General features: G+C 61.1%; 15 protein-coding genes. 7 read left to right on the forward strand and 8 right to left on the reverse strand.

Annotation, left to right across the window (positions count from 1 at the left end; genetic code table 11):
• The first annotated feature begins 19 nt into the window (after positions 1–19).
• Positions 20–505: a methylated-DNA--[protein]-cysteine S-methyltransferase gene (locus FYK55_RS14635; RefSeq protein WP_161604512.1), complete on the forward strand. Its 486-nt coding sequence runs from the start codon at positions 20–22 to the stop codon at positions 503–505.
• Positions 502–1,434 (forward strand): class I SAM-dependent methyltransferase, encoded by a 933-nt coding sequence (locus FYK55_RS14640; RefSeq protein ID WP_150077166.1) that lies wholly within the window; start codon positions 502–504, stop codon positions 1,432–1,434. The genes FYK55_RS14635 and FYK55_RS14640 overlap by 4 nt, the downstream gene beginning before the upstream one ends.
• On the opposite strand, the gene FYK55_RS14645 is transcribed toward FYK55_RS14640, so the two are convergent.
• From FYK55_RS14645 to FYK55_RS14655, 3 genes are all read right to left on the reverse strand, one after another.
• Entirely contained in the window at positions 1,404–1,922 is a 519-nt protein-coding gene (locus tag FYK55_RS14645) for a PH domain-containing protein (RefSeq protein ID WP_235908699.1), read from the reverse strand. The two genes, FYK55_RS14640 and FYK55_RS14645, sit on opposite strands and share 31 nt — an antisense overlap.
• Positions 1,919–2,878: a hypothetical protein gene (locus FYK55_RS14650; protein WP_150077167.1), complete on the reverse strand. Its 960-nt coding sequence runs from the start codon at positions 2,876–2,878 to the stop codon at positions 1,919–1,921. Before FYK55_RS14650 ends, FYK55_RS14645 begins: the two co-directional genes overlap by 4 nt.
• A 183-nt stretch (positions 2,879–3,061) precedes the next feature.
• A complete protein-coding gene (locus tag FYK55_RS14655) occupies positions 3,062–3,856 on the reverse strand; it encodes a TVP38/TMEM64 family protein (protein ID WP_150077168.1) in 795 nt (264 codons plus the stop codon).
• Positions 3,857–4,073: 217 nt separating this feature from the next.
• Between FYK55_RS14655 and FYK55_RS14660 the strand changes: the two genes are divergently transcribed.
• The 3 genes from FYK55_RS14660 (at position 4,074) to FYK55_RS14670 (ending at position 7,205) form a co-directional block, all read left to right on the forward strand.
• Positions 4,074–4,817, forward strand: a complete 744-nt coding sequence (locus FYK55_RS14660; protein WP_150077169.1) for a hypothetical protein — start codon at positions 4,074–4,076, stop codon at positions 4,815–4,817.
• Entirely contained in the window at positions 4,792–6,192 is a 1,401-nt protein-coding gene (locus FYK55_RS14665; RefSeq protein ID WP_161604513.1) for a sporulation protein, read from the forward strand. Before FYK55_RS14660 ends, FYK55_RS14665 begins: the two co-directional genes overlap by 26 nt.
• Before the next feature lie 209 nt (positions 6,193–6,401).
• Entirely contained in the window at positions 6,402–7,205 is an 804-nt protein-coding gene (locus FYK55_RS14670) for a phosphoribosylformylglycinamidine synthase subunit PurQ (RefSeq protein WP_150077171.1), read from the forward strand.
• A gap of 230 nt (positions 7,206–7,435) precedes the next feature.
• Here the strand turns inward: FYK55_RS14670 and FYK55_RS14675 are convergent, their stop codons facing one another.
• Complete coding sequence (locus FYK55_RS14675; RefSeq protein ID WP_150077172.1) at positions 7,436–7,927, reverse strand: thiol-disulfide oxidoreductase DCC family protein; 492 nt, start codon at positions 7,925–7,927, stop codon at positions 7,436–7,438.
• Between the two features lie 105 nt (positions 7,928–8,032).
• On the opposite strand from FYK55_RS14675, the gene FYK55_RS14680 reads away from it, so the two are divergent.
• Positions 8,033–9,685 (forward strand): hypothetical protein, encoded by a 1,653-nt coding sequence (locus FYK55_RS14680; RefSeq protein WP_150077173.1) that lies wholly within the window; start codon positions 8,033–8,035, stop codon positions 9,683–9,685.
• A gap of 114 nt (positions 9,686–9,799) precedes the next feature.
• A complete protein-coding gene (gene hemW / locus FYK55_RS14685; protein WP_235908701.1) occupies positions 9,800–10,948 on the forward strand; it encodes a radical SAM family heme chaperone HemW in 1,149 nt (382 codons plus the stop codon).
• 27 nt (positions 10,949–10,975) lie between these two features.
• On the opposite strand, the gene FYK55_RS14690 is transcribed toward hemW, so the two are convergent.
• The 4 genes from FYK55_RS14690 to FYK55_RS14705 all read right to left on the reverse strand — a co-directional run bounded on the left by FYK55_RS14690 (position 10,976) and on the right by FYK55_RS14705 (position 16,764).
• Positions 10,976–12,217, reverse strand: coding sequence for a Glu/Leu/Phe/Val family dehydrogenase (locus tag FYK55_RS14690; RefSeq protein WP_150077174.1), 1,242 nt, complete (start codon positions 12,215–12,217; stop codon positions 10,976–10,978).
• 126 nt (positions 12,218–12,343) lie between these two features.
• Positions 12,344–13,882, reverse strand: coding sequence for a zinc dependent phospholipase C family protein (locus FYK55_RS14695; RefSeq protein WP_150077175.1), 1,539 nt, complete (start codon positions 13,880–13,882; stop codon positions 12,344–12,346).
• A gap of 173 nt (positions 13,883–14,055) precedes the next feature.
• Positions 14,056–15,066, reverse strand: a complete 1,011-nt coding sequence (locus tag FYK55_RS14700; protein ID WP_150077176.1) for a mechanosensitive ion channel family protein — start codon at positions 15,064–15,066, stop codon at positions 14,056–14,058.
• Between the two features lie 336 nt (positions 15,067–15,402).
• A complete protein-coding gene (locus tag FYK55_RS14705) occupies positions 15,403–16,764 on the reverse strand; it encodes a hypothetical protein (RefSeq protein ID WP_150077177.1) in 1,362 nt (453 codons plus the stop codon).
• Positions 16,765–16,845 lie beyond the last annotated feature (81 nt).

Here is a 16,845-nt window from a genome sequence, read left to right on the forward strand (position 1 = left end):
CCCTTTCGCTGCGGTCGCCATGAAGTTCGCCTCGACATTTTCCACGCCGTTGGGTCCGCTGTCGGCGGCATGGACGCAGCGGGGTTTGTGGTCGCTGGCCTGGGCGGAATCCGACAGCGATGCCGCCGCGTCGTCGCCGGAGGTGTCGGCGAGCGATGATCGCGCACAGCGTTTGCAACAGCGGCTGGAGACGTACTTCCAGACGGGGCGGGCGGATTTCGGTTCGATCGAGGTAGACGCAGCTGGCTGGACGCCCTTTCAGACACAGGTCTACCGGGAGTGCCGTAAGATCCCTTGCGGACAAACGCTGACGTACAAGGATCTGGCCAGCCGTGCCGGCCGTGCAGCGGCAAGCCGAGCCGTCGGTGCGGCGATGGCGCGAAACCGTCTCTTGATCGTGATCCCTTGTCATCGTGTGATCAGTGTCGGCGGCAAGCTTCGCGGGTTCAGCGCCCCCGGCGGCCTGACGACGAAACGTTTTCTGTTGGATTTGGAAGCGTCATGACGGAGACCCGGTTTGCGTTCGGCCAGAATTGGAGCTCGTTTCTGGACTCGCTTGACCAGGACCGAATCGATCAGGCAACCCGTTCGCTGTGCGAGTTGCTTTGCTTGGGGCGGGGACAGGGTGGTACGGAAGCTTTAGCGTCCGAACGACCGTTGGAGGGAAAGACGTTTCTGGACATCGGCAGCGGCAGCGGGCTGTTTTCGTTGGCAGCCCACCGGTTGGGCGCCGACGTCGTGTCCGTCGACTACGACGCCGACTGTGTTCATTGCACCCAGGACCTGTGTGATCGTTTTGGCCGTGGACGGGATGGCAACACCTGGCGGGTCGTTCGCGGATCCGTCTTGGACCCGTCGTGGATGCAATCGCTGGGGACGTTTGACATCGTTTACAGTTGGGGCGTGTTGCATCACACCGGTCAGATGGCGACCGCCATTCGACACGCGAGTGAACGCGTCGGCGACGGCGGGATCCTGGCCGTGTCGATCTACAACGATCAGGGGGGCGCCAGTCGCCGCTGGTTGACGATCAAGCGGGTCTACCACCGCCTTCCGCGGTTCCTTCGTTCCGCCTGGGTCGTGGCAATCGCCTCCTGGTACGAAACCAAATTTGCGGTGGCGAGATTGTTGCGACTTCGAAATCCGTTGCCGTTTGACGACTGGCGCGCGAAGAAACGCGATCGCGGCATGTCGGCCTGGCATGATTGGGTGGACTGGGTCGGCGGGCTGCCGTTTGAAGTTGCACGACCCGAAGAGGTGATTCTGCCGTTGGTCGATCGTCAGTTCTCGCTGATCAATCTGAAGACCGTCGGAAGCGGCTGGGGTTGCAACGAGTTCGTGTTCCGCAGGGTCGCGCCAAGCCCGCTTCCGCAAGTCACGCCGAGGCCGGCAGCCGCGCCCGGTCAGCCTGGTGCGGATTCGCCAGACGGGTGAGCACGATCGACCGCGTCGGTCAATTCGGCAATGAATCGATCTCGCTCGGCCGGCGAGACCAGGTAGAAACGCGACGCGGTGCTGATCTTGACGCGTCGCAGTGACAGCGCCGGACCGCTGAGCCAACTGCGACTCGGTTCGATGGCGCGGATCTGTTCCAGCGGAACCCGGTTGAACAGGATCCCGCAGCGAATGGTCAGCGAGTCCGAGAGGATCGTGTACCGACAGGGCACCGTGAACATCGCCGTGACCAAAAGCGTCCCCGCCGAAGCCCACATGCAGTAGCCGGCCTCACGGGCTCTGCCTTGCCCCAGCAGCAGAACGGACATCATGATCAGGATCAGTGGTCCGATCAGCAACAGCACCAGCAGCCACCAGTCCACCGCCGACGGGTAGACGGACTTTCGTGGCCGTTTCATCTCTTGGGCGGGCGGATCGTGCGGCGGATCGGAGATCTTGTCATCCGAATTCAGTCCGGCGGCATTCATGCGTTGGTCTCGGGTTCTCCCATTTCCTGCGGCACCTGATCTTCGTCTTCGATCTCATCGGCTTCATTCATCTCTTCGATCGCTTCGGCCATCGCCGCGGCGAAGGCGACGATTTCATCACGTTGGTCGCGGCTGATACTCAGGTGCCGAAAGATCGGCGTTTCGTTCTTTTTCAATTGCCCGTCATCCATCGTCAACACGATGCCGATGGCGGAAAGGTAATCGTTTTCATCGCAAGTGGGACAATCTGCCAATCGCAATTCAACGTAAGAACCCTGTTGGTTGGGCACGATTTGCAACTTCTTCAACGCGTCGACATTGCCGTTGCGAACTTGATCCCAGGCCGGATCGTTGGTCGCGACCGGCAGCACGGCCAATTCTTCGGTTTCGTCGTTCCAGCGATAGCAGTTCTCACAGAACGGACGATCACCGAAGGTCGTTTTGGCGGTCACGTGAGCGGTGATGAAAATCAATCCGGCTTCGATCAGCCACACGATGACGGCACCCCAGCCGGACAGGGCGCCCCCGTTGCGGCCCATCCCCCAGATCCCTTCTTTAAAAATCAGGGTTGCCCAGCCGATGATCATGCGGGGATCAAAACCCTGGATCAACGTCGGGATGAAGGCTTCCTGCAACTCGCCCGCACCGATCACCAGCGCCGGATGAACCGCCCAGGAGGTGTAGTAGGCGATGGCAACGAATCCCAGCGTGGTCAGCGCCACCAGCAGCCGGTTCCGGTATTTCAACTTGTAACACACCGTCCCGGCGATCACTCCCAGACCGGCGCCGAAGAAGAAGGTGACCAATCCCCGCAGCTTGATGAAGGGCAGGTACACCACCGCGGCGGAATAGAGTAGTCCGGCCAGCAATCCCAGTGGGATCAGAATGAACGCGGCCATGACCAGGGAGGCGGGCGGAACCTTGCCGCTGTGGCGATACAGTGCTGGAGTGTTCATGAGAGCATGGGGCGTGGAGAAGAATTGGCGTGAACCCGACGGAGAAGTATTGCTCACGAACGCGGACCCGACCTTGTCGCGGAGCCTCCCGGCCCCAATTGCCCGCCGATCGCGACAGAAATCAATATAGCCTTGACGGTCGGTCGGCTGTGCCGCGGCGAACGGCACCGGGATCAGCCGCTTTCAATGCTCGTGACCGTCCGCGGGCAATCCGGACGAGCGGCGGATCTCATTCAATCGTCGCAACGCGATCTGCGGGAGCGTCACGCTGACGATGGCCGCCAGGGTGAGCGACACCGCCGAAGATGCCCAGCGGTACCGATCCGAGCCGCCGGGGGAAGTGGCCAGTGAAGCGGCGTGGATGTAGAGGAATTGGGGGAACACGGCGACCGTGGCGGCTGCCAGGTAGGGCAGAAAGCGGGCCCGGGCGGCGCCCATCGAGTAGCTGATGACGGTGGTCGGCAGCGGCGAGAGCCGGGCCAGCAGGTGCAAACCGAATCCGGCATCACGTGCCAATCGGCTGATCGCTTGGCGCCACGACAACAGGGACTGGTCCGGAAGGAGTTCCATCGCTGCCGAGGACGTCGGAGGATCCGGGTTACCCGCCAGGTAGACCCGGCCGATGGCGTAGTTCAGGCTGGCGGCGGTGACCGCGGTCAGCAACATCAGGGGGCATCCCAGAACCGTGCCGAACAAAGCACCGGCGGTCAAGCTGACCATGGTCTTGGGCATCATCAGGGACATCGCCGCGACGCCCGCCAACCAGAAGAAAAACGGCGCCCAGTCGCCGGTTGTCTCCAGCCTTTCCGACAGGCCGCCCAGCCGAAACCCCAGCAAGTAAAAGATCAAACCGACCGTCACCAGGGCCGCTGGCAGCCAGATCCGACGCCCCAGCCGAGGTCGGCCGGGACGGGAAGGATCCGACGGGAGATCCGCTTCGGCATTCAAGGTGCGTTCCGAGCCTGTCTGCGAAATCATGCCAAGTCATCGAAAAGGGGGCGTCGATTGTCCCTGCAAGTCAACTTGTCCCCGCCAGTCGACTTGTCAAATCACTCCCGCCGCAACGCCCACGCTGGCCGACGACGGCGACGGCGAAGACGACGGCGGGATGCGAGCGAGCTGGAGGCCAAGCTTTTCACGCGTGAAATCCCGATCGAGCTTGCCACCCGCCCGAGCCAACAGGCATAGTACCAGAATGCCCTCGATCTCAAAAATCTTTCGCCTCCATGCCGATCGCATCCAGACGCATCGAAGTTTGGGGACCTGTCGTCAAGACGCGTCGCCGAGCCGTTGTTGGCCCCGGTCCAATCTGTTTCGCAATCCGTTTGGCGAATTGACCCGAGCCGAACGTGCCGAGTTGGCCGTGGTGGATTTGGAACCGATTCTGGCAGCCATCACGCAACGGCCGTCCTGCGGCCCGGCGCAATTCCTTCCCCGCACGGCGGTGCAGTGGGTCGGTGATTGTGGCCGCGGCAAGACGACCCGCATGTTGGCCATCCAACGCGCCTTTCCCACGGCTTGCTATGTTTATTTGCCTGAAGACCAGCCGTGCCCGTCGATTCCGCAAGGGGAGCCGTTGTTGATTGACGAAGCCCAACGTCTACCCCGCCGGGTGCGAAAGGATCTGCTGGCGACCGGGGTGACGCTGGTGTTGGCAACGCATCGAGACCTCACCAGGCCGCTCAGGCGTGCCGGCTACCAGGTCTTCACCCAACGGATCGGTTTGACACTCGGACCGTCTGAACTCGCGGAGATGCTGAACCGACGCATCCTCGCGTCGCGTCGCGACCCACAGCTCCCCGTCCCGAGAATCTCTTTACGTGACGCGGCCGAATTGATCCGTCGGTTCGGAACGGACGTGCGTGCCATCGAAGGCTACCTGTACGACACCGTGCAATCCCAAGTGAATGACCATGGCGAAATGCGATTTATCGATTGATCTGGACGATCCAGACAAGGTGTACGTTGGCGGAGACAAGATCACCGGGACGGTGCATGTCATTGCCGACGCCGACGTCCATTGCAAAGGCCTGGAGGTGCAATCGACTTGGCGGACGCACGGCCGCGGAAACATCGCCCAGGGCAACCACGACACCGTCACCGTGTTTCAAGGCGAATGGTCAGCCGGACAGCGCGAGTCCTACCGATTCGAGTTGCGGGTGCCCTATTGGCCACCCAGTTATCACGGCAACTACATCAACCTGGATCACTACGTTGATGCCAGGGCGAAGATCCCTTGGGCGTTTGATCCGAAAGCGTCGGCGGAATACATGATGCGGCCGACCGACGCGCCGCCGGCCGACCAAATCGCAACCAAGAATCAAGCCAACGGTTGCGTCGGTTTCGGACTGCTGGGGTTGGTCGGAGCCATCATGCTGTTCGGATGTGGGGGCGCCTTCGTCGCGTTGGTCGCCAACCCATTCGTGGCGGTCTTCATCGGATTGTTTCTGGTTCCGATTGCGGCGTTCCTGACCGCCAGGTACCTGTTGCCCAAATGGTTGCTGGGCAACGTGACCTGCGAACTGAAGGACACCCAGTTGTCTCCCGGCGACACCCTTCGGGCCCGCCTGGAATTCGAGCCGCGTCGGGGGACCGCAATCAATTCAATCTCCGCCACCCTGACCGGTTCGGAGGTCTGCGTCAGTGGCAGCGGCAGCAATCGCACCACGCACCGCAATGTGTTTTTTGAGGAACGTCATCAACTGGAGGGTGCCACCACGCTGCAGGCCGGCCAGGCGAAGCAATTCGATTTGGCACTGCCGATTCCCGCCGACGTGCCCTACTCCTTCGATCTGAACGACAACGATTTGAATTGGGAACTGGAACTTCGCGTCGATATTCCTCGTTGGCCCGACTGGCACCAGAAGCTGAAATTCCAGGTCGTTCCGGACGGGAGTCGGCCCAAAACGGAATCGCCAGCCCCACACGCGATGCCGGACGCTCAAGCGACCGCCGCGACCCCCGACGACGAAATCACCTTTGTCGAAACCGCGTCTCATCTGTGGCAACTGCGCGATGACGGCGAACAAGTCAACGTGCTGGTGGATGCCGTCACCGGATTGACGTTTGACATGGAAGCGATCGTCGAACGTCGGTTGCTCTACAGCGGCAGCGAAGACCCGCACGTTTACCGGGACGGCTATGCCGTCTGGGCCCATCACACCGATCCCCCCTTGCCGCTGGTGCTTTACGTGCCCCACGAATTGGCCGACGAGTTTGAACAGGCCGGTCGGGAACCCTGGCGGTTTCGTGGCACGATTGTGGGTTGGGATGACGATCACCGCCGCTTGCAGATCAAGGTCCTGACGCACTGACGGTCGCACGGGAGGGCCGGCGGCTGCGGAACGCGCCCCGCCCGGAATCCCCCGCGCCGCAGAAACCCGGCGAAGCACGCCGACCCGAAGAAACCCGGCGAATCTCGCCGGGCCGAGGACGCACCACGGACCGCCGCTAGGAAACCGGCAGCAGAAGGAATAGACTTCTGGCCGTTTCATCCGAGCGATCCTCGACGCCACATTCCGTCATGCCGTCTCCCCGTGTTTTGGTTCTCCGTGCCCCCGGCACCAATTGTGATGAAGAAACCTCGCATGCTTTCCAGCGGGCCGGTGCCACGGCCGAGCGGGTCCACGTCAATCGCTTGATTGACAACCCGGCGTTGAAAGACCGGTATCAGATTCTGTGTCTGCCGGGCGGCTTCAGCTATGGAGACGACATCGCTGCCGGCCGGATCCTGGCAACGCGGATGCGGAAGCACCTGGCCGAGTTGCTGGACGTGTTCGTCCACGGCAATGCGGACCGCCTGGTCCTGGGAATTTGCAACGGAATGCAGGTCCTGATGCGATTGGGTGTGCTAACCGAGGGGGTCGCTTCGGCGGGAAACGAGCAACCGGCCACGTTGACGTGGAACAATCACGGCCGGTTCGAAGACCGCTGGGTTCACTTGGCCTGTGACCAGACGCCTTGCGTCTTTCTGCGCGGCATCCGGCACATGTACTTGCCGATGGCTCACGCGGAGGGAAAGTTCGTGGCCCGCAGCCCGGAAGTCCTGGATGAGCTGAAGTCCGCCGGGCGGTTGTGTCTGCGGTACACGTCCGACGAGGCGTCCGGGGTCGAAGACCAGGTGCTGGACTTTCCCGCCAACCCCAATGGCGCGGATGCCAACGTGGCCGGAGTCTGCGACGCGACCGGACGGGTGTTCGGATTGATGCCGCACCCGGAACGCCACATCGATCCCACGCAGCATCCGTTTTGGACCCGACGTCCGACGCAACCCGAGGACGGCGACGGGCTGGCGATGTTTAGAAATGCGGTCGACTATTTTCAGTGACCGGCGGCTTCACCCGACCAAGTGAAGGCGTGGGACGTTCGTGACTCGCCATGTGAGCTGAACGCGGGGAGAGAGGTCACGCTGCAAATCAGCTCCACCTTCGCAGCGGCTCCGTCGGGCCAGGGCGCGTCTAACAATTTGCGTCATTTAACGACTATAGCCGTCAGACGGGTGCCAAAGGTGCATCGTCCACGCTCTGGCGAGCGTGGCGACATACTGTCACCGTCCAGCTAGTCGCCGAAATGAACCGCGCAGGCATCGTTTTCGCAGCCTGACGCACCGTCCCGCTTGCCGGCCAGTTTGTAGCGCCGCTTGGCGACCTGTCCGTACATCCAACGCCACAGCCGCGCGGTTCCCGGCACGTGCAGCACCGGGGCGGCCGGCCACAGGAGGGGTAAACGCCGGCTGAGATACCGAACGGCATCCGCCCCGCCGTGTCGCCCGCCATGCTGGTCGATCACGTACATCTGCTCCATCAGCTGGTCATGTGTCAGGTCGGGATAGCGTTCCCGGACCCGCGGATCGTGCAGCGACAGAAACGACAGGCGGCCGCCGCAGCAGTCCAACCGGCGCAGATTCCGAACCTGAGCGGTGCAAAAGTTGCAATCACCGTCAAAAATGACCACATCGGCCTGTGGCTGCTGGCTCGGATCGGGCAGGCCGGCGTCGATTTTGTTGCCGTCGGCCGGACTCGCGAGTGTTGGAATGGCTTGCTGAGGCATGAAATCACGCAAAAACGGGTGGTTTGGAGCCAAAACACGCTGCCGATCGTGCGGTTCCGGCTCGTATACTGAATCATAGCCCGACCCCGAACTTAGGCTACCGTAATGAACCGTATTGAATCGCAAGTAAAAACCGCACGTCGCCGACTGATTTTGGGCACGTTCGGACGCTCGTTGTGCATCGCACTGTTTGTGGCACTGATTGTGGCGAGCATCGCGTGTGCCATTCCCGGTCTTTTCGTGCTGGAGGTTGACTCGTCGTTTTGGAACCGGGCTTGGATCTTCGGATCCCTCGCCGCCGCGGTGTTGATCGCGTTGGGGTACTCTTTGCTGACCGCCCCCAGCCCCCAGCGGGTGGCGTTGGAGGTGGACAAGCGATTCGGGCTGCAGGAGCGGCTGAGCAATTCGTTGAGCATGTCGGCGACGGATCGCGAAAGCGATTTTGGAATCGCGGTGGTCGAAGATGCGGATCGCCGCGCCGACAAAATCAGAATCGCCGACAAGTTTCAATTTCATCTGAACAAGCTCGGTTGGCTGCCGCTTTCGGTCACGCCCATCCTGGCCATCGTGGTGCTGCTGGTGGAACCGGCCCGTCCGACCGACGCGAGCAGCGAAACCAAGATTGATCCGGCGGTTGCGGCTCAGGTCCAGCGCGCGGCCCTGCAGCTGAAGAAGCGGATCGAGCAGCAGCGTCGCAATGCCGATGCCAAAGGTCTTGAGGAAGCGCGCGACCTGTTCGAGAAGATGGAGACGGATCTGAATAAGATCACTGAAAAGAAGAATATCGATCGCAAGGAGGCGATGATCGCGCTGAATGACCTGAAGAAGCAATTGGAGGAACGGCGGGAACAGCTCGGGTCCTCCGATCAGATGCGAAAGGCCATGGCCCAGATGCAGTCCTTGCAAGCCGGGCCCGCCGAAGAAGCGGCCAAGTCCATTGCCAAAGGTGATTTCGGAAAGGCGTCCCAAGTCGTCAAAGAACTGGCCAGCAAGTTGCGCGACGGAAAGATGAGCGATCAAGAAAAGGAGCAACTGAAAAAACAGGTTGAGCAGTTGAAGGATCAGCTGCAGAAAGCCATCGACGCTCAAAAACAAAAGCAAGAACAGCTGAAGGAAAAGATCGAGCAGGCGAAACGCGAAGGTCGCTCGCAGGACGCCGCCAAGATGCAGCAGCAGCTCAACCAGATGCAGCAGCAGTCGAAACAACAAATGCAGCAGATGCAGCAGATGGCTGATCAGCTGGGCCAGGCGGCGCAAGCGATGCAAAGCGGTGATTCCCAGCAGGCCGCCAACTCGTTGCAAGAAATGGCGGACCAGCTGGGTGACATGCAGCAGGAAATGAGTGAGCTTCAGGATCTGGAATCCGCCATGAATGACCTGTCGCAATCCAAGCAGCAGATGCGCTGCCAGTCCTGTGGCGGAGCCGGCTGCCAACAGTGCCAGGGGATGGGCATGGGACAAGGCGACAAACCGGGTAACGGGATGGGCGAGGGAAACGGACAGGGAGATCGCCCCGAAGAAGAAACCGACACCAACACCTACGAAACCCAAGTGCGCGGCAAGGTCCGTAAAGGCAAGGCGGTCATCTCCGGTTTCGCCGACGGGCCCAACCGAAAAGGAATCAGCCGCGAAGACGTGAAACGCGCGATCGAAAGTTCCTTCAGCGAAGAAAGCGATCCGTTGGAGAACCAGACGCTGCCTCGCAACGAGCAGGAACACGTCCGGGACTACTTCAACAAACTGCGTTCCGGGGATTGATCTGTTTTGGCCCAGCGGCCAAGACCCTGTTCCCCGTTGCCTGTTTCCCGTTGTCCACCGTTTGTCGGGTCCGCCACCGCCATCTCGGTCGTGGCGATTCGATCGGATCGTGCCTTGCCAAACACCGTCTTGAAGCTGCCACGATCGATCTACATTCATGTCCCGTTCTGCCGGCACCGATGTGGATACTGCAACTTCAGCGTGGTGGCCGATCGCGATGACTTGATGCAGCGTTATCTGGCGGCCATCACGCGGGAATTGATCGAGATTCCCGAGGAGCTCAAATCGGCGCCTTTGCATACCGTGTTCATCGGCGGCGGAACTCCCACCCATCTGCCGCCGGAACCATTGAATCGCTTGCTGACGGTCGTCCGCGAACAGTTCGATCTGAGTGAATTGCGGGAATGGACGTTGGAGGCGAATCCGGAGGACATCAACGACGAGAAGCTGATGTTGATGTCTGCCCACGGCGTCAACCGCGTCAGTCTGGGCGTGCAATCGTTCTCCGATGCCAAACTGGATGTGTTGCAACGGGGGCATCGGGGAGAGACCGCAACGGAGATCGTTCGGCAGGTGGCTGCCAGGATCGCCAACGTGTCGATCGACTTGATCTTCGCGGCGCCCGGTGAATCGCTCGGCGGCTGGCAGCGGGACCTGCGAATCGCGACGTCGCTACCGGTTCGGCACGTCTCCACCTACGCACTGACGTTCGAAAAGGGGACCTCGTTTTGGACCAGGAAGAGTCGCGGAGACCTGGTTGGTGTGGAGGAATCCCTGGAAGTGACGATGTACGATTCGGCGCGGGCGATCTTGGCCGAGGCGGGGTTCTCACAGTACGAGATTTCGAATTTCGCCCGTCCGGGAGATCGCTGCCGGCACAATCTGGCGTACTGGCAAGGAGACCCCTGGTTAGCCGTTGGCCCGGGGGCCGCTGCCTTTGTCAATCAGACCCGCACCGTCAACCACCGCAGCACCACGACCTATCTGAAACGCATGGAGCGGGGTCAGAGCCCGGTGGTCGAGAGTGAACCGATCACGGCCGAGCAGCACGCCCGAGAAATAGCCGCCTTCGGCGTCCGTCTGATTGAGGGAGTCGACTTGCATTCGGTTCAACAACAAACCGGCGTCGACCTTCGGGAGCTTTGCCGCGACGCGTTGCGGCAGCTTCGCGTTCAAGGCTTGATTGCCGAATCCGGAGCTCACGTCAAATTGACGGAGCGTGGCATCCACTTTGCCGACACCGTCGCGGCGGCGTTCCTCTGAACAGCCGGTCGGCAGTGGGAACTCGGCTCAACGCATCCCGGCCAACTCCGAGGCCCGACGCACGCGCGCGATGCCGATCATGTAGGCCGCCGTCCGCAGGGAAACGTTTTTCTCCTGGGCGGTCTGCCACACGTGTTCGAAGGCTTCTGACAAGGTGCGGTCCAGTTCTTGACGGACGCGGTCCAGCGTCCAGCGATAGTGTTGGCGGTTTTGCACCCATTCGAAATAGCTGACCGTGACGCCGCCGGCATTGGCAAGGATGTCGGGCAACACGGTCACGCCGCGCTCGTGCAGCGCGTGGTCGGCCATCGGATGCACCGGACCGTTGGCACCTTCGATGATCGCCTTGGCGGAAATGTTGTCGACATTGCGTTCCGTGATGACGCCACCCACGGCGGCGGGGATCAACACATCGACGTCCGGAAGGGACAGCAACGCGTCGACCGGCAGCACTTCGCACTCGGCGAACCCTTCCAACAGCCCGTACGAGTGACGCAGCGTGTGGTGCAGCACCGCATTGATGTCCAAGCCTTCCTCGCGATAGTACGTTCCGGTCGTGTCGCTGACGGCGATCACCGGAAACTGGGCCTCGGACAGGAATTTTGCCGCATGCGATCCGACGTTCCCGAAACCCTGGATTGCGACACGCGTTTTCTCCGCTTTCATCCCCAATCGTTTGGCAACTTTGACGGTCAAAGAGCCGACGCCGCGGCCGGTGGCTTCCTCGCGCCCCTTGGCCCCGTATTCTTCCACCGGTTTTCCGGTGATCACCGCGGGATTGAACCCGTGATACTTTTCCCACTGATTCCGAAACCAGGCCATCACGCGGTGGTCCGTCCCCATGTCCGGGGCGGGTATATCGGTGTCGGGTCCGACGATGTCATGAATCTGGTCGACGAAGGCTCGTGTCAGCCGTTCGACTTCGGGCAGCGACAGGGACCGCGGATCCACGCCGATCCCGCCCTTGGCACCGCCATAGGGCAGATTGACCACGGCGGTTTTCCAAGTCATCAAGCTTGCCAACGAACGTGTTTCGTCCAAGTCGACTTCGGGGTGGTAACGCAGACCGCCTTTCATCGGACCGCGGCTGCTGTCGTGTTGGACGCGAAATCCGACGAAGTTTGCCAGCGAACCGTCGTCGCGCCGCATCGAAACCTGGACCTGAATTTCTCGCTGCGGCATCAGCATGGATTCGCGGAGCGATTCATCCAGGTCCAATAATTCCGCAGCGGAGTTGAAAAACAGCCGCGTGGCCTCAAAAGCTTTCATCGGTTGATTCTGTCGCTCAAAGGGAGGAATCGTCATCGCTTGAGTGTACCCGCTGGTCTGCCTGCGGGCTCCTTGATGTTCTCGTGTCGGGATGTCCTTAGAGGTTCACGCCATTGTCACCGATCTTCAAGCGGCTCGCGGGGGGCGTGACGCGTTTGGCGGCTGGCATGCCGTGGATCGTCTCGCAATCGCGATCAGGGACTCGAGTCGGTCCGGCGACGGGGGAGCTACCTGGCGAAGCCATGGCTGATCCGGATTGGCGAGTCGCTGCCGGATCCGATGATCCAAATCGAACGCGTCCGCATCGGCTAGCTGCAACGTATCGGCGATTTCGATTTCGGCCAACCAGGCCGCCTCCGAGCAAGAAAGCCCCGAGATTTCGCATCGCAGATTGGCTTCCATCTGCCGCTGGCGCAACCAACGCTTGTCAATCCAGCCCGTTGCCAGATGGTCGGCAAGTTTCCTTGACGGGCACTGCAAGAAGTCGCCGATCGTGTTGACTCCGATCGTTTCCAGGCGACGGGCGATGGCGGGACCGAGTGAAGAAAGGCAACGGATCGAATCCTTCTTGCTCAGCCCGCCTTCAGTTCGACGCGCCGGTGCGGCAGGGCGTTCCGAACTCGCTACCGTGTCGTGCTGCCCGAGATGCTGTGGGCCGATGGACGCATCAAGGATTCGCCGCGCGTTGGCGTCTTGTCGCAACTTGGCCTTTCGTTGCTGCTCGTCGCGGTACACCGCGATGACGCGACGTTTGATATCGACCTCCGCGGGAAGGCACCGATCCAGATGGCCCGTTCTCAGGTACTCGTCGGTGACGGCCCGGATCAGCCGCCTGCGACGCCAATACGCTACCCGGTTTTTCAGCAGGTGGATGGGGCATCCGGCAATCGTTCCGGCAAGGGTGATGCGGTGGCCGCAAGATGGAAGTGGCCTGCGGAGGTTGGCTTCGGCATCACCCGCGGCGCGTTCGAGGATTCTTGCCCAACCGCTGATCGCCAACCCGAAGAGTTCCGCCAACACCCGCAGCGAGACCGGATCCAGACCTGCTGTCGGATTCTCGAACACACGCAGCAACCGATATCGTTCACTCAAGAGGTCAAAATGTTGACCGGCCCGCTTGGCGCCGTGAAGCATCATTCCGGTCAGCCAATCCGTCTGGTGAATGGTTGGCATGACCATCCTGGATGGATCGGTTTGCCAACAGCCCAGAATCTGGTCGTAGGCCTGTTCGATGCTCCATTCCAACGGCCCGTGAACCAGATTCTCGCGTTCGCTGCAGGCGGTGTGCAACGGTTGGAAAACGTCGGTGAAGTAGTGCGACAGGACGCCGGCGGAATAGGCCGCCTGGGCGAAGTTCTGCGATCGCAAATGCTGCTGCAGACGAAAGTACCAGTGGCGGGCGACCCGCGGGGCGGCGCCCCAGCATCCTTCGCGAACGTGGATCACGTGGTTGTGGTAATCGCGGAAACGGATGTCCGGATCAATCGCTCCCCGCAAATACTGGGCATGGTGGACCAGGAGCCAGGATGCCAGCCGCGTTCCTCCGGCCGTCGCCACCAGCGGCAATGCATCGATCGCGAATCGCTGATGAGTCTGGACGCACCGCGTTCGGCGAACGATCCGGTGCAATGTGCTCGTTCGGAATGCGGGGGTTGGGCGAGACATGGAATGACGATGCTGGTGGGCGCGAAGCAACGCCCTCGTGTCGGGGAAGGCTCGTCGATCACGCGCGGGTGTGGCTACCGTCGCCAGACGGTGGCAAGGCTGCGAACTGCCATGTCGCCTTTTACTTCGCAAAAGTCGCTTGGTTGAACGCAGCTTTCACGGAGGCAGAAACGTTAGGACGCCCGACGCATCGAAGGAGGTTCGTTGGCTGCCTGGGCCCGCCGCGCCGGTCGCATGCGGGGCCGCGTTGTCGGACGGATGTCCTGGGTGACGGTCTGACGGACATGGACATCCATCTGCGGAAACGGAATCCCGATTCCCGCCCGGTCCAGTTGGCGTTTCACTTCCCCGGTCAAGCATTCCTGCATCGGCCAGTAATCCGTGCCGGCGACCCACAGCCGCACTTTCCATTGCACCGCACTGTCACCCAGTCCCGCCAGGACGACCGCGCTTCCTCGGCCTTCACCAGGAATCATTTGGTCGGCAAAACAGTCCACCGCCCGTTGCAGTGCTTCGCGAGTCTGGTCCAAGTCGGCCGCGTACTCCACACCCACCAGCACTTCGGCGCGGCGGTGGGCGTGGTAGCTGATGTTCTCGATGGTGCTGCTTGAAATACTGCTGTTGGGGATGATCAATCGGCGGTTGTCCGGCGTGTCCAGCGTGGTGGTGAATAAATCGATTTCATTGACCTTGCCCGCAATGCCAGCCACGTTGACCATGTCCCCCACCTTGAAGGGGCGAAAGACAATCATCAAAACTCCGGCCGCAAAATTGCTAAGCGTTCCTTGAAAAGCTAGGCCGATTGCAAAGCCGGCCGCGGCGATCAATGCCGCCAGGCCACCCAGCGGGGCACCCAATTTGCTGGCGACCGAGGCGACCAGGCCTCCCATGACCGTGTAGAAAATCACGGTGCCGCAGAAGCGACCCAGCGTTTCGTCGATGCGGTTGCGGATCGGGCGGCTGATGACCCGCGACAGGTAGTTGGCCACAAAGTAGCCGATAAACAAAACGGCCAATCCGACCGACGCCCACAGCAGGGCGGGAAGGACCGACTGGTGCAAGAATAAATCAATGCTCGCGAAGTCGCCGTCCATCACCGCCGTGATGGCCTCGTCCACCGAGATGCCCTGAATGTTTTCCGGTGCCGCGTCGTTCGCATCCACCGTTTGGCTGTCCGTCAACATTTGAATCGTCCCTGATAAGCACCCCGGTCGCCTCGGAGACCTCCTGCTATACGTGTTTCCCGCGCCCGCCGTAAAGATGGTTTGGTCGAAAAGTCGATGGCGTACTGCGGCCACCGAGGTCACGAGATGGATGGCCGGGCAAGTGTTGATAGCAACCGAGATGTGACCGATGGGATGCCCGCCAGGCACCGGCGATTCCGCCCAGCCAGGCAACGCCACTTTCAATCAATCACACCGTGATTTGCGGTGCAATGAGCGGCAAGACGCTCGCCGCCGGTTGGTGCGAGCAAACCCGCGACTAGCGCCACGCGGCTAGCGCGAAGTACCGCTGTCCTGCTAGGGCAACGTGACGTCGCGCGGGGCCTCTTCGTGGTCGCCCCAGTCGTCCGGCAGATTTTGCTTGGTCTGTCTCAGAATGCTCAAGATGGCCGCCCGGTCCTGAGAGCTCAGGTGCGCGTATTCTGGCGAAGCGTCTCGCTCGGTCAGCACGTCGAGCAGCCGTTGGTAGACCCTTTGCTGCAAGTCCTGGTCAAGCGAATCGAATGCGTCGGAATAGATCAGGTAACTGCAGGGATAGCGAAACATGCGCCGGGTCAAATCGAAATCACGCAGGGATCGCCCCTCGGAATCGGTCGGACCGCGTGCGGCGAACTCCGCTGCAAAGGCGTTGGAGCCTTGAACCGGCTCTTCCAAAGGAGCTTCATCGACGAACAGCAAGTAATCGACGACCCATTTGGAGGCTTCATCCAAGACTTGATCCAGCGTTTCTCGCGAGGACGTTTCCGGCGAATCCTCCGCAAGCGGCTCACCTTCCCCGGAAGAAAAGTCCCCGTGACGGGCGCGGCGAACGGCGAAGTTGGCCCGCGTCAGTTGATTGTGCATTTGGGTTTGATGCTCCATCACCATCAACGCCACGACGTCGCTGTGGGGAGTCGGCCAAGCGCTGATTTCAAGCCGTTCAGACAACGTCGAAGGATTCGGGGATCCGGTCGGGATCAGCCGGTCGCCTTCCAAAAAGGCATTGCCAAGGTGCTTCGCACTGCCCAGGTCACCCGTGACGTACCAACCGCCCCAGCGTTGAGAAATCGGGCTGGTGTGTCCGGTGACAAAGTGATCCAACAGCAAATTGATCTTTCCGGAGTCGCGCGTCATCACGCTGCGAACGGTATGACCCGGAATCCGATCCATGTCCGTGGGCAACTGGTGACACGCCAGGCACCGATCGTTCTCTCGTCGCGTCCTGGCACCTCGAGGCGACATTTGAACCGTGTAAAAAGCGGCACCCAGGTGTGGGTCCGCTGTCGAGATCTCCAGCAGCGAACTGCCACGCACCCAGCCGACGTAGACGTCGTCGTTGAAGTAGATCGCCCGCGGGTTTGCCGGCGAAATCCGGCCGGACTGCAAGCTGGTTTTTGAATAGACCAACGCTTGCGATGACAGAGGGATGTCAAGCGACCGAAGGATCGACCGCAGAGAGCCGAAGCCCGGTTCGTAGTTCAGGACCACCTCGCCGCGATCCAATTTCGCGAACAATTCCGATACCGGATTCTCGCCGGGCGTTTCGCGATACCGGATCGGCGGATCATGCAGGTTCGTTTGGGCACACACGGCACTGATACCGGCCACCCAGATCCACGCGATCGAAAACGTGATCCACGCGGATTTTGGCAGGCGTTTGGGCAGGTGCAGGACGGACATGCAGGGTTTCCGCGAAAGGGTGGCAATGGGGCGTGAACTTGAATCCAATGATTTCTGCCGGTCGCGATCCGCCAGGATGGT

The organism is Roseiconus nitratireducens, assembly GCF_008629675.1.
GTDB lineage: Bacteria > Planctomycetota > Planctomycetia > Pirellulales > Pirellulaceae > Stieleria > Stieleria nitratireducens.

Excerpts from the sequence above, each read along its gene's own strand:
- FYK55_RS14660 (WP_150077169.1), top strand. The coding sequence starts at position 4,074 with ATGCCCTCGATCTCAAAAATCTTTCGCCTCCATGCCGATCGCATCCAG.
- FYK55_RS14645 (WP_235908699.1), bottom strand. The coding sequence starts at position 1,922 with ATGAATGCCGCCGGACTGAATTCGGATGACAAGATCTCCGATCCGCCG.
- FYK55_RS14680 (WP_150077173.1), top strand. The coding sequence starts at position 8,033 with ATGAACCGTATTGAATCGCAAGTAAAAACCGCACGTCGCCGACTGATT.
- FYK55_RS14675 (WP_150077172.1), bottom strand. The coding sequence starts at position 7,927 with ATGCCTCAGCAAGCCATTCCAACACTCGCGAGTCCGGCCGACGGCAAC.
- FYK55_RS14640 (WP_150077166.1), top strand. The coding sequence starts at position 502 with ATGACGGAGACCCGGTTTGCGTTCGGCCAGAATTGGAGCTCGTTTCTG.
- FYK55_RS14690 (WP_150077174.1), bottom strand. The coding sequence starts at position 12,217 with ATGAAAGCTTTTGAGGCCACGCGGCTGTTTTTCAACTCCGCTGCGGAA.
- FYK55_RS14650 (WP_150077167.1), bottom strand. The coding sequence starts at position 2,878 with ATGAACACTCCAGCACTGTATCGCCACAGCGGCAAGGTTCCGCCCGCC.
- FYK55_RS14700 (WP_150077176.1), bottom strand. The coding sequence starts at position 15,066 with ATGTTGACGGACAGCCAAACGGTGGATGCGAACGACGCGGCACCGGAA.
- FYK55_RS14705 (WP_150077177.1), bottom strand. The coding sequence starts at position 16,764 with ATGTCCGTCCTGCACCTGCCCAAACGCCTGCCAAAATCCGCGTGGATC.
- FYK55_RS14695 (WP_150077175.1), bottom strand. The coding sequence starts at position 13,882 with ATGTCTCGCCCAACCCCCGCATTCCGAACGAGCACATTGCACCGGATC.
- FYK55_RS14665 (WP_161604513.1), top strand. The coding sequence starts at position 4,792 with ATGGCGAAATGCGATTTATCGATTGATCTGGACGATCCAGACAAGGTG.
- FYK55_RS14635 (WP_161604512.1), top strand. The coding sequence starts at position 20 with ATGAAGTTCGCCTCGACATTTTCCACGCCGTTGGGTCCGCTGTCGGCG.
- FYK55_RS14670 (WP_150077171.1), top strand. The coding sequence starts at position 6,402 with ATGCCGTCTCCCCGTGTTTTGGTTCTCCGTGCCCCCGGCACCAATTGT.
- FYK55_RS14655 (WP_150077168.1), bottom strand. The coding sequence starts at position 3,856 with ATGATTTCGCAGACAGGCTCGGAACGCACCTTGAATGCCGAAGCGGAT.